We start from the raw sequence: 16232 nt of genomic DNA on the forward strand, positions 1-16232 counted from the left end.
AAAAAACAATGGGAATTTAATAAACTATTGATAGTTAAGAAGAAATATGCTTTCGATTAAAATATCTTAAATGGATATAGTTAGCCATTGTCATAATTATCAAGATAATCAATCCAAAAAACTCTCTTGTTTCTTCAATCCAAGGGGTAGTTGCCTTCATACTTCCTGCAATATTCTCAGCCTGATGGTCAACAATCCAAGTTAACACACCATATCTATCAAAAAATAAATAAATGCTATAAATGAAAAGTAATCCAGAGAATAAAAAACTTAACCTTGGAAAAAAAACACCCTGAAATGCTTTAAATGAAATTAAAGCACCTATCAAATAAATTGGAATCCACAGATAAGGATCCGGATCATTATATTGCAATCCTGCAGAAACAATAAAAAGCAGACAAAATACTAGATTAAATATTTTCATTTAACAAATTAAGTATTGACTAGCTCAACACGTTTTGATTTTCTTGTTAACAAATGAATTATCAACCAAGCAAATAAATAGGTAAGTCCACAGATAGTAAAAATAAGATTATAACCACCAGTTAAATTATTTGCCGATTTGTATAAATCCAATAAATATCCCACAAGAATTGGAAAGAGTATACCACCAATTGCTCCCATCATTCCACCTATACCCACAACTGAACTAACTACCTCCTTTGGGAACATATCAGAAGCCATAGTGAAAATATTTGTCGCCCATGCCTGATGAATAGCAACTGCAAGACTAATTAAAATCACGGCAGTCCATTTATCTGTAACAAATTGTGCAATAGCAATCATAATTACTAATTCAAAAGAAGCAAAAAGTAAAAGCACAGCTTTTCTAGCTTTTAAAATAGCCCATCCACGATTGATAAGTTGGGATGAAAAGTATCCACCTGCAATGCTTCCAATGGTAGTAGCACCATAAATAATCATTAACTCAAGACTAATTACCTTCAAGTCTAGGTTAAAGGTGGATGAAAAATACGATGGCAACCAAAAGAGAAAAAACCAGAAAATTGGATCAATAAAAAACTTGCCTGTTACAAATGCCCATGTCTGTGGAAAGGTAAATAGTTTAGCCCAAGAGATTTTTATAGAGCTTTGCACCTGATCTTGTATATCGTCCTTATCACTCTCAATATAATTCAATTCCTCAGGACTTAATCTTTTCTGTTTTGAGGGAATTTCATAAAGCCATAACCAAAACAAAAGCCACACAAAACCCATCGCTCCAGTAATCCAAAATACTTCCTGCCAACCATAATTCTGCATGATTATTGGGACTACTATCAAAGCTACTACCACACCAATGGCTGTACCGGAATTAAAGATACCCGTTGCTAATGCTCTTTCTTTTTTGGGAAACCATTCAGAAACAGCCTTCATTGCTGCTGGAAAATTACCTGCCTCTCCTATTCCTAAAGATAACCTTGCGATACTAAAGCCCGTCACAGATTTAGCCAAAGCATGACCCATACCAGCCAAACTCCAGAATACAACCGCTACGCTATAACCCACTTTAGTTCCAACTTTATCAATAAATCTGCCCGAAAGCAATAAACCAATTGCATATGCAAAAGAAAAAGCAGACATAATCTTACCAAAATCAGACTCTGTCCATTGAAACTCCAATTCGAGCGTTGGTTTAAGCAAGCCAATAATTTGTCGATCTAAATAATTAATTACCGTACCTATAAAAAGAAGAGTTACAATTAACCAGCGATAATTTTTTCCTTTAGGAGCAGTCATTTTATAATATTTTAAGAATTTTGAGATAATTTATCAATGTGCTTTTTAAAATGAAGCTCAAGACCATTCCAATCTTCATTATTTATCAGGTTTTTATCAAACAGCTGACTTCCAATTCCGAATCCATCAGCACCAGCCTTCATAAAAGCCTGAATATTATCAATATTTATGCCTCCAGTAGGCATTAATTTTATTTGATTAAGAGGCGCTTTAACATCTCTAATGTATTCCGGACCGAGGGATGTTGCTGGATATACTTTCACCATGCTAGCTCCCAATTTCCATGCTTGATAAATCTCTGTAGGTGTAAAAGCACCAGGAAACACAGGTATATTGGATGATACACAAGTTTTAACTACCTCTGCATCAAGAATTGGAGTAACAATAAACTGAGCACCCGCATCAAGAGCTAATTTTAAGTCCTGAGTGTTACAAACAGTCCCAGCGCCAATATTCAACTGTCCCTCATACTTTTGAGTAGCAAATTTGATAATCTCATCAGCAAAAGGAGTATTCATCGTAATTTCTATACTAGTTAAACCTGAAGAAATATATACCGGGAGAATTTTTTCAACGATTTCGAAACTTAAATTTCTAATTATCCCTATAATAGGTACAGCAGAAAAACTATCCCAAGAAAATGCTTGATTATTCATTAGAAGAATTAAGTTGTGAATATAATAGCTGTATTTGACCTGCTATGGTAGCTTTATCGATCATTTCTGGCTTAATAAAAGTTATATTTTCAATAGGAAAAATAGTATCGAAAGCTAATTTATAATAATCATATAAATTATTGCCACTACAAACAAAAAGATGATCAAATGCTTTTTGTTCAAGCTGCCTAATCTCGGCACCAATGAGCAATCCACTTAAATAAGATAAGTTATCCTTTTTCGCAAAGGTTCCAAAAAGCTGATTGGTTCGTACGGTAAAAAGATTGTGTAAAATAGAAGATTTACTTGAGACCTCAATTCCTTGTAAAAAGGCATCAATTTCTGACTTTGAAATCGATTCAGAAGCGGATTCAACAGAATCTTTTAAAATGCTATACTCTTTAACGATATTGAAAAGTTCGCCAGTCATGAAAGTTTGAAAGTCATGAATTATCCCATTTTTAATGAAAATATGTTTAGAATGAGTGCCAGGGAAAATAAAAACCAAATTCTGAGCACCTTGATTTTTTATCTCAATTAATTCAATTAGTCCGATAAGCTGCGTTTCCTCTCCCCGCATTACATCTTCAGAACTTTTCACCCCAGAAACCAAAAGCAATGGACCCTTTCCATTAAAATTTTGAAATGTTTTGATGGAAGCAGTGCTACCGAGAGTATCAAAAGGCACTTCTGAGTAAGAGAGCTCTTCCATTCCTATGGAGGAAGAAGCCATCCCTGAAACGATTAAAGGAACATTTTCAAGCGGAACAGTTGTTTTTTTAGCTAGCTCCTGAATGCTTTCCTTTATAAATAAGCTGTAAAAGTCGAAACGAGTTATTTCTTTTTGCTCTTGCCAAGCTTTAAAAATTGATGCCACACCATTTTGAGAAAGAAACTCTGCTATAATGGAATAGTCTTGACTTGCTACAAGTCTTAACCTGAATGAGCTCGTTCCCCAATCGCAGCATAAAACATACTTTTCTTTCAAATTTTGACTCACAATATAAAACTACTTGTTAACTCTTGATTTAAAGATAGCATCCAAATTACCAGAAATCAAATCATTTTCTGTGAATTTGCAATACAAAATATCTTTTGCTCCGGTTCTATCGCGATCAAAAACAACATGAATATTTCCATCGCTTGTTTGATCAGCATCAGGATAAGACACATTTTCACGCGCATCGAGCAAAAGTTTATGTGGCCAAGTTTTACCACCATCTTTTGAAAGAAAAGCAGTCATTTTATTACGGGTACTACTATTGTTAGCAATTAACAACAAATTGCCGGATGAAAGTTTTCCTAAATAAAATCTGCTTGAAGTTGTTGGGCCTGTTGCCGTAAATGCTTTTATTGGAGTCCACGATTTACCAAAATCATTACTATTGGTATAATAAATTCCTTTTGTAGTTCTTAGCATAGCTAATAAATCTCCAGAATTAGAAATTTGGACCAATTGAGGTTCATCATGAATTCGTAGATCTTCTTCAATATTGATTGAACTGTAATATTTTAATTGATTTTTATCTGAAGTACTCGAGTAAATAAAAACTCCATTTTTAGGATAATTTTTATCTGAAATACCAACCGAGAGTGGTTTATCAATATAAATTGGGAACAATATTTTATTTTTTGATGCCAGATAAAGAGGTTTATTGCTCATTACACCATCTGTAAGTCGCAAAGGTTTGGAAGTAGCAATTATCTCTCCATTCCAAGCCATTTGCAGGGAATTAACTCCGCCAAATCCATCCCAGATTAAATTATCTTTTGCGCTACCATAAAACAAGCGGATCACTCCTTGATTATCTCTCCATAGCATTGGATCAAAAAAGCGATGAGTTTGATTTTTGGGATAAACTACAAGTTGATCATTTAACCAGCTATTGCCGCTATCTAAACTAAGAGAAAGGGTAACATAATTCCCTGGACCTGGTGCTGCTCCTCCCGAATACCATGCCACAAAAACTTGCTTTCCATCAGCACTCGCTGCAATTGTTGGGACTTGCTCAAAACTTCTATTTTTTATTCGAAAATCATCCGAATTTGAGATTAATTCGAAAATAGTTGACTCGTTTTCTGAATTAGAAAACGAGGATTTAGAACTTTTTATTGAGCTACATGCTACAAACAAAAAAGGCGCTAATAGCGTGATAGCTAGATGGCTAAATGACTTGATTTTCAATTGCAATTTTATTTTTGACAAAAAGAGTTAAACCTCTCTTACGAGAAGTTTAACTTAGTGAATAATTTAAATCGAAGCCTTAGAAAGTTCTTCTTGAATCCTCCTAGCAACAATTTTATCTTCTCCTTTCTTAAGCATGAAAACGGTAATGTTTATTGAGTCTGGTCCAGTCATAACTTCTATTGAGGGACTTCCATCTTGAAGGTTTTTAAGAAGATCCTTAGGAGTAATTTTAACTTTAGTTTGATCCCAAGAAATTTTCAGTGATGGGGTATGATTTGCCACTGGTGGAACAAAATTTTCAGTTATAACACCATTTACTTTACTAGCAGCATTTTTAATATTAGCCACTCTATCTTCCCACATTTTCCATTCAGCCACATGATCAGTATTGATATACTTTTCAAGAGCCACATACATCCCAAGAATCTCTTCCTTATTTACTTTCATACCTCGACCGATATTTCCGCCACTTGGTGGAGCGCTTAATCTAGCAGCTGCAATAAGGTCTTTTCTTCCCATTAAAAGTCCGGCGCTTTGGGGTCCGCAAATAGCTTTTCCGCCAGATACACAAACTAGATCAAATCCAAGGTCGTTATACTTCCATAGATTTTCAACTGGAGGAACATCGGCAGCCATATCTATCATGGTTGGGACTTTATATTTTTTTCCAATAGCAACAAACTCTTCATGTTTCACCAATCCCATTGGTCCGCTAGAATTCAAAAACCACATCATTGCAGTTTTGCTATTGATAGCTTTTTCCATTTCTTGTGCAGTTTCTACTTCAACAATTGTAGCACCGGTATTGGTTAAAGCATGCACATAAGCCACATTATGCGTTTTTTGAACAATTATTTCAGTCTTTTCAAAAGATGAAAGATTAGGTAAAAGTCCGACCTTCTTACGATCCATACCAGTTAACACACCAGCTGTACCCAAAACTAAAGCTGACCAGCAGCCGGCAGTTACCATTGCAGATTCGGCATGACACATTGCTGCAATTTTTTCACCCACTTTATCTTGAACTTCATTAATCATCACAAAGTGATTAGAAGCAGATTGAATGGTATCAACAACCTCATCATGCATTAAAGATGCTGTCATGGTGGTATAAGTACCCGCTGCATTTATAAATGTTCTCAAACCAAGCTCTTTTATCACATCGCGTTTTGCAGAAGTGTTTTTTGCAAAAGATTGAAAAGGGATACCTGTTCCGATTGCGGCACCTGCTACAGGAGCTACAGAAAGGTATTTTATAAGATCTCTACGTTTCATAATTGTCTTATTAAATTTTTATTTAAAACGATAAGAGGAGATTCAATCTCCTCTTATCATATAATTAACTAAGATACCTAATACAAATGTTTTTAATAAACATTTTGGAAATATAACATATTAGTTACTTTGTCCAGTACCAGGACCCACATCCCACCACATTCTGCCTTGTAGAAGATCAATTTGCTCTTCAGAATAACTCTGACGCTTAATTGCTTCATTATAATTTGCAGGATTAACGTTTCTCTCAGAAATTGGTAAAGAGAACCTCCTCCACATTTTTCCTGCTGTTACGTTACCTGGGTATGAAACCTTCTGACCAGAGGTATTGGTCCAGTTTGCATAATTAAACACCGGATATTTCGTACGTCGCCAGTTTGAGTAAACCTCATAATCATCACCAAGCATTGAAACCCACTTTTGTGTAGAAATTGTTTCTAATTGTTGAGCAAAAGTTCCAGTCTCAGGATATGGATTAGCTAGAAGATAAGCATCCACTTGAGCGGTTGTAATCACTCCAGAATGAGGAGCTACACTTGGCCATAAGGCCCATTGTGCCATAGCAGCACGAACCGCGTTTTCATAGGCTGCCTTTGCTGTTGAACCTACACTCCAACCTCTTGCTGCAGCTTCTGCAATAATTAAATAAGCCTCTGCTGGTCCCATAGTAATTATAGGAGAACCTCTATCAATGTACAGCAAAGATGGCTCAGAATATGTGTCAAAATCAGTTGGTCTTGTATTAAGACTACCATTTACCATACCACGTTGAGCAGCAGGTGTATTATTAGGTGTATATGTTGCTCCTGCTGGCACCCAAACTACAGATAGAACTGGTAATCGTGGATCCGAAGTGTTTTTTAAATGATCAATAAATTTACCTGACCATTTACTTCCCTCAATATTATCACCACCAGGACTTGTAAAGTCGCCATTTATGTAGGTGTTAACCCGAGGGTTCATTTGACCGGTAACATTTGCATATTTAAGGTAAGCAATATCATTAAATGAGGTCATTACACCACCAGTGACAGCTTTTTCAACCCAAGCTTTAGCTGTTAGAGGCTCCACATCTGATAAACGCATACCCAAACGAAGCATCAAGGTATAACCAAATTTCTTCCATTTAGCTACATCACCTTTAAAATATGGATCTGCATTACCAAAAATGTTTGCCTTAGATACATCCATCGACTTTAAAGCTGTTTCAAGTTCTGTAAGCATGTCGGTATAGATACTTTTTTGAGTATCATATTTAGGCTTTAGATTATCTAAACCTTTCATTGCGTCTTTATAAGGCAAATCACCCATCAAATCTGTTTGTTGGTGAAATGCTAAAATCCTTAATATTTCAACCGCAGCACGTTTATTTACATTTTCAGGTCCCTGAATCTCTTTATTTAATTGAAGTAAACGATTCCACTGCCCAGTGTAAACATTAAAATTACCGGCCGTACCATTGAAATTATAAAATTTATCGCCAGTAGCTGGGACTTCCTTGTAAGAGGAAAAATATTGTAATCCTTGGCCTAAAGCTCTGTAATTTTCACCCGGACCGCTAGCTAATACAGCAGCGGTGAAGGAATATTCAGGAATTACATATTCAATTGCGTTAGGATTCTTGTTTAAATCAGTAAGCTTCTCGGTATTACACGATTGCATAGTTGAAAATACAAGAACAGCTCCAGCCGCATATATCATTTTTATGAATGTCTTTTTCATGTTCTTAGATTTAAATATTAGAATCTTAAATTCAGGTTAAAGCCAATATTTCTAGTTCTAGGAAAAGCCACACCCTGACTTCCCTGGGCATTACCAACAGTTTCCTGCATTTCAGGATCAATACCTGCTTCTTTAGTTCTTTTATCTTGGTACAAGATTGCCAAGTTAAAACCAGTGATACCCACAGAGGCAGACTGTACTTTCATGAATTTAAGTGCACTTACGGGAATATTATATTTCAATACAGCACGGCGCAATTTGATGAAATCAGTCTTGTAAACCCACATGCCTGGATATGCACTACCAAAGTTATTGTAATAGGTATCAAGATCCACAACGTTCCATAACTTGGTATATGGAGCTCCAGTAGCTGTAACACCAGTAACAGTTAAACCGCTCTCTCTTCCAGGAAGTGTCTGAGGGGTATGACCAAATCGGGTAGCGTATTGAATTAAGTTACTATAACCAACTGCTCCAAATTTAGAATCAAGATCAATTGTTAAACTAAAGCGCTTGTATCGTAAATTATTACTTAATCCGAGTAAATAAGGTGGATTTCCAACACCTAAATCACGTAATTCCTGAACTTCATAACCTGTAGCTGAATTATAAACCTTATTTCCGTTTGCATCCAATTTCATAACATTGGCTCTAACTGTTGAATAAGGTAATCCAACTGCATTAATCATTTGAGGACCACCAATACCATTTCCTAAAGTTAAAACATCGATTCCTTCTGCCAATTCAAGGATTTTACTTATATTATAGCTAAAATTATAACTTACATCCCATGAAAATTTATCATTTTTAATTGGAGAACCTGTTAAACTTATCTCCCATCCTTTATTTGATACTAAGCCGAGATTTCTTCTACCTGCTGCAAAACCTGTGGCTCCTGAAATAGGTGGAGAAAGAATATCGTTTCTAGTTCTTCTTGAATAATAGTTTACATCCAAACCAATACGACTATTCAGCATTTGTACCTCAAAACCCCCTTCAATTGTTTCAACGGTAACCGGACGAATATTTGGGTTATTCAAAACATTAGGATTGGTTAATGTTGGTAATCCATAAGCATTAACTGTACTCACAGCATAGGTTTGATTAATACTCCCTGCATTTACCGTTGCGCTACCAACTTCAGCCCATGAAGACCTTAATTTAGCATAGTCAATAAACTTAGGCATTTTTACTACCTCAGATAAGATAAAACTTGCTCCCACCGATGGATAGAAAATTGAGTTAAACCCTGGATTAAGTACAGAAAACCAATCCTGACGCCCCGTTACTGTTAAATAAAAGAGGTTATTATAGTCAATGTTTGCTTCTCCAAAAACAGAATTTGTACCAAAGGAAGCTTGTGAAGCGTTTACTAGATCTCTGTTCACTAAATTGGTAATACTATAAAAATCAGGAACAACCCACTGGTTACCATTGGCTGTACTACCTTTTGCGAAATCTCTTTCACTTTGTACACCCCCTAAAATATTCACACCAACTTTGTCTTTCAAAAATCTTTCATTATAATTAACTATTCCTTGAAAGTTTGTTTTATCTTCTTGCTGCGTACCTGATTGGAAATAACCAAGTGGAGTAAAGTTATTGGTATTTGGTACATACAATTGATCTGTACTGTAATTGAAATCACGTGCCACAGTACCTTTTACAAATAAATTAGGCAAAATATTGGCCTGAACACTAGCGCGACCAATTAAACGCTGACGAGCATCCTCATTACCAATTTGATATGCAACATAATATGGATTAAAAGCAACAGGCACAGGATTCCAAGGCAATTCTCTTCCCGTTGCAACATTAATACCTGGTCTAGATGGGTCAGTACCCGCCATGTACCTAACATCTACAGTATTTGCGGCAAGATAAACAGGCCATGCTGAGTTAAAATCTGCATATCCAACACCTGGTCTATTTTTGCCTTCTATTAAATTATATTGAACACTTGATTCAATGGTTAAAAAATCATTTTTACCCATTTTACCAGAGATATTCAGATTAGCTGTTTTTCTTTTATAATTAGAATTTGGCTGCTGATCTTGTGCACGCAAATCACTAACAGATAATCTAGTTTTCAATTTCTCACTTCCAGCACTAAATGCCACTGTATTGGTTAAATTCTGGCTTACTTCATAAAAGTTTTTAATGTTATCCTTTACTTTAAATGGCGAATAAGGTCGCATAACTCCGTCAAATTGCATAACCAATGACCCATCCATTTTAGCGCCATAAGATAAACGACCTGAGCTTAATGCTGCCGCTGCTGTTGCAGGCTTTACACCATCATTACCTTGTCCGTAAACATATTGATAATTTGGAAAAACTGATGGAGTGCCAAAATTGGCATCGGAAGTAACTTCAACTCCAACACCTTTTTGTGCAGATCCCTTCTTAGTTGTAATCAATATTACACCATTTGCAGCCTGACTACCGTAAAGAGCGGCAGCAGCACCACCTTTCAAAACTGAAATTGTAGCGATATCGTCAGGGTTAATGCTGGAAATACCATCACCACGGTCGGCATTCAAGCCTTCGGTTTGAGTTACCGGACCTCTATTATTATTGTTGATTGGCATACCATCAACAACATATAAAGGCTGCTGATTTCCATTCAAAGAGGTATTACCACGAATAATAACGCGACTTGAACCACCAGCACCAGAATTAGCTTGCGTAGCATCAACACCGGCAATTTTCCCTGTAAGTGAATTAGCAATGTTATTTTGACGTGATTCAGTAAACTCCTCACCTCGAACCTCTTGAACAGCATATCCTAATCCTCTTTTAGCTTTGGTTACACCAAATGCGGTAACAACAACTTCACTCAATGCCTGACGATCTTCGAGCATGGTCACATTAATTATTGCTCTTCCATTAACCGCAACCTCTTGGGTTATATAGCCAATATAAGTAAATACAAGTGTTGCATTCTCAGGAGCACTGAGTGTGAAATTACCATTTACATCGGTAGAAGCACCCATTTCCGAACCTTTTACACGAACACTCACACCAATTAAAGCTTCTCCTCCAGCATCAATTACCTTTCCACGAATATCAACTCGACGTTGTTCAATGGTGAAATTAGATACAATACCCAATGAACCAGCAGAGGCAATTTTATTCAAATCGCGATTCGAATTCATTAAGGAAAAACCGGAACCTTGCTCCATAAAGCGCTCATCCTTTCTCTTTAAAATAATTGTATTCTCAGTAATAGTATAAGTAAGAGGTTGACTTTTAAAAACCTGCTCCAATACTACTTCTAAAGAAGAATTTTTCGCTTTAACGGTTACGGGATTCGTATTCTTTAGTAATCTGGTATTATAAAGAAAATCATAACCAGTTTGCTTTCGAATTTCTGTGAAAACTTTATCTAAATGAACATTTGTTTCATTCAGCGTAACATTTTGAGAGAAGCCATTTGCACTTACTTGCATCAGACTTACTAAAATGAAAATAGTGGTAAGTTTCATAATTTTTAACGTTTTTTTTGAGACTAGAGTAAAAAGTCTCATTTCAGGATAATTCCTAAAACTGGTAATGCAGAGGGACCTGCATTCACTTAGTAAAACATTTTTCATACTTTTGCATTTTAAATTTTGTTATGGTTGATTAATTAAAATTTCGTGCTTACGGAATTTTTGAAGGATTAACCAGAAATTATTCCGTCTTGGAGGGCAATCCAAGGCGGTTTTTTCATTTTAATCCCTACTGATTTTTAACTACTATCATTCTTTTTCATATTATTAGATTTAGGATTTATTGTATCGTTTTTACTTTAATTTTCTTTCCCTTTACTGTGAATTTAACACCCCCACTCTGTTCCAAAATTTTTAACACAGCCGAAATATTAACGTCATTTGATATAAAACCAGTAAATTCATCTGTAGGCATATTACCCTCATAAATGAGCTCTACATCATACCAACGCTCTACTTCTCGCATAATTTCCTTTATAGGTGTATTTTTAAATTTGAAATAACCATTCTTCCAAGCTATCGCTTTTTCTGTATCTGCATTTTCAATTCTAATTCCAGATTGCTTAGTATTGGTTAAAGATTGTTCTCCAGGCTTAAGCATTTTAGTCTTTCCTAAAACATCTGATGTTGATTTAAGAATCACTCGCACACTTCCTTCTAATAAGGTAGTTTTAGTAAAATCCTCATCATCATAAGAGTTAATATTAAAATGGGTACCTAGAACTTCAACAATCTGCCCATTACTTATTACACGAAATGGCACTTTTTTATTTGAAGCAATCTCAAAATAGGCCTCTCCACTTAATGTAACCTTTCTTTCCTTACCCGTAAATGTTGTAGGATAACTTAATGTGGATGCCGAATTAAGCCATACTTTACTTCCATCTGGTAATCGGACTTGAAATTTACCCCCTTTAGGAGTTTGAATGGTATTTGTTACTGACTGACTCAATAAATCCCTGTTTTTCGATTCGATGTTTCTTTCATAAACAATTTCACCATTATCTGTTTTGGTGATTGCTATATTTCCCTGACTTGCCAATAATCCATTTGCTGCATCATCCAAACTAATCCTAGAACCATCTGCTAAAGTCAGAACAGCCTTATTGTTTCCAGGAAGAATATCGTTTTTAACATTTAGCTCTGCAAATTGTTCTACTTGAGGTAAAGTTCTATTAGAGTAAAAGTACAAACCAACAGATAATGCTACCATGATCATCGCAGCAATTGAAAATGATTTCATGTGAAAAAGTCTGAATGATGACCCATTTTCAACTTCAACATTTATATTCTCAGAAATTTTATTGAAAATTTTATGTTTTAATTCCTTCATATCAGGAAGCTCTTCATTTTTATTAGAAGGCTTAAAGCTTCCATAAAAATTAAGCAAACGCTGTTCCTCTTCCTTAGAAGCCTCCCCTGCAATATATTTATCTAATAATTTGTAAAAACTTTCCTTGTCCAAAATAATCCGATTTGTATATAAGAGTTAAAAACTACTAAATACCCCTAGTCCCAAATAAAAAAATATTATTATTTTTTAGGTAGTATTTAATTATAAGGATACTATTTTATAGAAAGGATTAGAAAAAGCGTCAAATACTATTGATATTCCGAATAAAAAATCGTATATTAAAACAAGCCTAAGGAAGTCCTTAATTGACGTAAAGCTTTATTCAGGTGATTTTCCACAGTTTTAGTTGAAATATCTAACTGATTTGCAATTTCTTTATGTGAAAGCTGTTCCTCGCGACTCATTTTATAAACCACTTTACATTTTGCGGATAATTTATCTACAATAGAATTAATCTGAGATAATAATTCCTTGTATTCAATATTGCCATATTCTGAAGGCGTTTCCAAACGCTCATGAACCTGGTCGAATATACTTTCTCTTACAGAACCTAAACGAACCTGTCTGTAAACTTCATATCGAGTAGAAGCAAAAAGATAAGCTTTTAGGGAAACTCTTATCTCAATTTGCTCGCGCTTATTCCATAAATTGATAAAAATATCTTGAATAACATCTTCACAAGCCTGCTGATCTTGCAACATATTAAATGCAGACGTGAATAGTTGATTCCAATATTTATCATAAATGAGCTTCAATGCAAAATCATCCCCAGACCGAAGTCGGTTCATTAATTCTACATCCTCAATTTTTATTTGTTCACTCATTTTATAATAAACTTAGAAAAAGGAAAATGAAATTCAAAATATGTTTATAAAAAAAATGATATTTATTTTACAAAAGTGCACATGAACAAAACATCCAAAATATGTTTGAATGCACTAGGGGTGATGGCGTTTTTTTTACTCATACTAATATACAATGTATTAAAATAAGGTAATTCACTAAATAAAAAACAAAATGAAACAGAAGCATTTTTTAATTATCGCCTTGATCTTGTTCCTTACAAATTCGTTACAAGCTCAGCAATCTGAAGCTGAAAAACCTTACAGTGTTGTTATCAAAGGTGGGCATGTGATTGATCCCAAAAACAATATCAATACCTTCATGGATATTGCGATTAAGGACGGCAAAATAGCTCTTGTAGCAAAAAACATTGATGGCTCCAAAGCTATACAGCTTGTAAATGCTAAGGGAATGTACATTACACCTGGTTTGATTGATGCTCATGTGCACTTTTTCTGGGGCCATGATGGAAGTTCTTATATGAATGCACCCGCAGGACTTCCAGCTGATGGATTTACATTCCCTGCTGGCGTTACAACTGTAGTGGATGCTGGTAGTCCTGGTTGGAAAAATTTTGAACTATATAAAAAACAAACTATCGACGGTTCGCAAACTAGGGTTCTAGCTATGTTAAACATTGTGGGACAAGGAATGGCGGGTGGAAAATATGAGAATGATATCAATGAGATGGATCCTCAAAAAGCTGCTGATATGGCAAAAAAATACCCAAATGACATTGTTGGGTTCAAATTAGCACATTATAATGGTCGTACTTGGGAACCGACCGACCGATTAATGGAAGCTGGTAAGCTCGCAAATCTTCCTGTGATGGTCGATTTTGGTGGCGCAAACCCATTTTTACCGCTCGACTCTCTCTTTAATGTGAAATTCCGCCCAGGCGATATCTATACTCATGCCTTCGGTGGAAATGGTAGTACTAGTCCTAATGGACGTGAATCTATTGTTGATGTAACCACAAATAAGGTAAAACCTTACGTTATAAAAGCTCAAAATAGAGGTGTAATTTTTGATGTTGGCTTTGGTGGTGCTAGCTTTTTATTTAATCAAGGAATTCCTGCCATTAAAAGTGGTTTTTATCCCAATTCAATTAGTACCGACCTCCACACAGGAAGCATGAACAATGCCATGAAAAATATGCCTAATATTATGTCTTTATTTATGGCAATGGGCATGGATCTTCAAAGTGTAATCAAAGCAAGTACTTGGAATCCGGCACAAGAAATCAAAAGACCAGATTTAGGAAACTTATCTGTGGGATCTGAAGCAGATATTGCTATATTCACCCTTAGAAATGGAGATTTTGGTTTTTATGCTCGTGATGGAAAAATATCAGGCAAAAATAGACTTGAAACAGAAATGACAATTAAAGCTGGAAAAATAGTTTATAATTTGAACGCAATTGCTGAGCCTAATGTTATCTCTAACCCTCCGCGACAAAAATAAGCTGAACAAAAAATATTAAATTTTTAAAATAGATGACTTTTTTAAATCGAAACATCAAAAAAACAGGGCTTTTAGCTCTGTTTTTTTCATATTCATTAATTTGTCTATCACAAGAAAAAACTACAAATGCAATTAATCAGAGGCCCATTGCTCCAATCAAGACCCCGATTTCTCTCCGACCAGATGTTCTAGTAGAAAAGGTAATGAATACTGGAAAACTTGGTGTACGGTTATTAAGAAATGAGAAAACAGGCGAATTTTGGTACAGTACTTTTGATGGAAATGTTTATAAAATTCTGAATTTTGATACTCCCAATGCCATTGAACAGAAAATTTTCTCTGCAGAGGATCACGGTATCACACGACTTCAAGGAGCTGCTTTTCTGAACAATACACTCTTCCTTTGCGGAAATATTAGTGCAAATAATGGCAAAGGCACCAAAGGTAGAATGGTTAAATACAATCTGTCTAAGAAAAAACCTGAATTAACTGAAGTATTTAATACGGTTGAATATGGCACAAATGCAACCACCTTCGACCATGGTTGGAATGCCTTGGTAATCAGTAAGGATAAAAAGTACATCTATGTAAATTCTGGCGCACGAACAGATCACGGAGAAGTCCAAGACAATAAAGGTGCTTATCCAAATGCAAGAGATAATGCTCTAACAGCCAATGTCTTCCGAATACCAATTAATTCCGAAAATCTAATATTTAGCACTGATGTAGCAAAGCTAAAAGCAGATGGCTATTTATTCGCTGAGGGTATTAGAAATGCTTATGACATGGAATTTGATGGACAAGGAAACCTATTTGGAGTAATCAATTCTGGGGATTATGATCAGCCAGAAGAGATGTTCTGGATTCGCCAAGGGCATCATTATGGCTTCCCATGGCAAATGGCGGGCATCGAAAACCCTCAGCAATATCCCGATTGGATTCCCGATCCTGCAAAAGATCCTTTTATAAGTCCCGGAGCCCATGCCTGGGTTGTAAAATATTTTAGAAATGATCCCGAATTCCCGAAAATCCCAAAAGGCCTAAAATTCTCACCTGGAGTACAAAATATGGGTCCAGATGCTAATGAATACCGAGATATTGCCTCCGGAAAAATAGTTGATGGTGATATAACAGGTAAAACGGTAAGCACATTTAATGCGCATTCTGTACCCCTCGGACTAGTATTTGATACTAAAAATGTGCTTTCTAATGAATTTAAAGGCGATGGTTTCGTATTTAGGTATGGTGGTGGGTCTGATCGTCCAGGGACAAACCTTTTACGCAAGGGCGGAAAAGATTTATTACACTTAAAAATGACCTATAACGCTGCCGCCGATAATTTTTACATGAAAACTACTAGTATTGTAAGTAATTTTAATGCTCCAGTGGATGCAATCATGCTTGACAACAAAATTTATGTGATGGAACATGGTACATCAAACTCGGATGGAGGTAGAATTTGGAAAATCACTTTGCCCAAAAATTAATTTTAAAAT

Annotated in this window: 12 protein-coding genes; 2 read left to right on the top strand and 10 right to left on the bottom strand. The window is 35.5% G+C overall.

The features are described 5' to 3' along the window. Positions 1 to 34: 34 nt before the first annotated feature. From QZ136_RS08645 to QZ136_RS08690, 10 genes are all read right to left on the bottom strand, one after another. A complete protein-coding gene (locus QZ136_RS08645) occupies positions 35 to 424 on the bottom strand; it encodes a transmembrane 220 family protein (RefSeq protein WP_291402471.1) in 390 nt (129 codons plus the stop codon). 8 nt (positions 425 to 432) lie between these two features. Continuing rightward, the gene (locus tag QZ136_RS08650; RefSeq protein WP_291402472.1) at positions 433 to 1740 is read right to left on the bottom strand and encodes an MFS transporter; all 1308 of its coding nucleotides are present in this window, start codon (positions 1738 to 1740) and stop codon (positions 433 to 435) included. 11 nt (positions 1741 to 1751) lie between these two features. After that, on the bottom strand, positions 1752 to 2396 hold the full coding sequence (locus QZ136_RS08655; protein ID WP_291402474.1) for a bifunctional 4-hydroxy-2-oxoglutarate aldolase/2-dehydro-3-deoxy-phosphogluconate aldolase: 645 nt from the start codon (positions 2394 to 2396) through the stop codon (positions 1752 to 1754). After that, positions 2389 to 3384 (bottom strand): 2-dehydro-3-deoxygalactonokinase, encoded by a 996-nt coding sequence (locus tag QZ136_RS08660; RefSeq protein WP_291402476.1) that lies wholly within the window; start codon positions 3382 to 3384, stop codon positions 2389 to 2391. The genes QZ136_RS08655 and QZ136_RS08660 overlap by 8 nt, the downstream gene beginning before the upstream one ends. Before the next feature lie 21 nt (positions 3385 to 3405). Next, positions 3406 to 4581 (bottom strand): sialidase family protein, encoded by a 1176-nt coding sequence (locus QZ136_RS08665; protein ID WP_291402477.1) that lies wholly within the window; start codon positions 4579 to 4581, stop codon positions 3406 to 3408. Positions 4582 to 4647: 66 nt separating this feature from the next. Continuing rightward, a complete protein-coding gene (locus tag QZ136_RS08670) occupies positions 4648 to 5859 on the bottom strand; it encodes a PLP-dependent transferase (protein WP_291402480.1) in 1212 nt (403 codons plus the stop codon). A gap of 120 nt (positions 5860 to 5979) precedes the next feature. Further along, positions 5980 to 7581 carry a SusD/RagB family nutrient-binding outer membrane lipoprotein gene (locus QZ136_RS08675; protein ID WP_291402482.1) on the bottom strand — a complete coding sequence of 534 codons (1602 nt, stop codon included), beginning with the start codon at positions 7579 to 7581 and terminating at the stop codon, positions 5980 to 5982. Between the two features lie 17 nt (positions 7582 to 7598). Then, the gene (locus QZ136_RS08680; protein ID WP_291402484.1) at positions 7599 to 11069 is read right to left on the bottom strand and encodes a SusC/RagA family TonB-linked outer membrane protein; all 3471 of its coding nucleotides are present in this window, start codon (positions 11067 to 11069) and stop codon (positions 7599 to 7601) included. 286 nt (positions 11070 to 11355) lie between these two features. Further along, entirely contained in the window at positions 11356 to 12540 is a 1185-nt protein-coding gene (locus QZ136_RS08685) for a FecR family protein (RefSeq protein WP_291402486.1), read from the bottom strand. 167 nt (positions 12541 to 12707) lie between these two features. Continuing rightward, positions 12708 to 13253 carry an RNA polymerase sigma-70 factor gene (locus tag QZ136_RS08690; protein WP_291402488.1) on the bottom strand — a complete coding sequence of 182 codons (546 nt, stop codon included), beginning with the start codon at positions 13251 to 13253 and terminating at the stop codon, positions 12708 to 12710. Positions 13254 to 13446: 193 nt separating this feature from the next. On the opposite strand from QZ136_RS08690, the gene QZ136_RS08695 reads away from it, so the two are divergent. Together QZ136_RS08695 and QZ136_RS08700 are read left to right on the top strand one after the other, a co-directional pair. Beyond that, the gene (locus tag QZ136_RS08695) at positions 13447 to 14736 is read left to right on the top strand and encodes an amidohydrolase/deacetylase family metallohydrolase (RefSeq protein WP_291402490.1); all 1290 of its coding nucleotides are present in this window, start codon (positions 13447 to 13449) and stop codon (positions 14734 to 14736) included. Between the two features lie 32 nt (positions 14737 to 14768). Then, entirely contained in the window at positions 14769 to 16223 is a 1455-nt protein-coding gene (locus tag QZ136_RS08700) for a PQQ-dependent sugar dehydrogenase (protein WP_291402492.1), read from the top strand. The last annotated feature ends 9 nt before the right edge of the window (positions 16224 to 16232 follow it).

It is taken from the genome of Daejeonella sp., from assembly GCF_017495225.1.
In the GTDB taxonomy this organism is placed as follows: domain Bacteria; phylum Bacteroidota; class Bacteroidia; order Sphingobacteriales; family Sphingobacteriaceae; genus Daejeonella.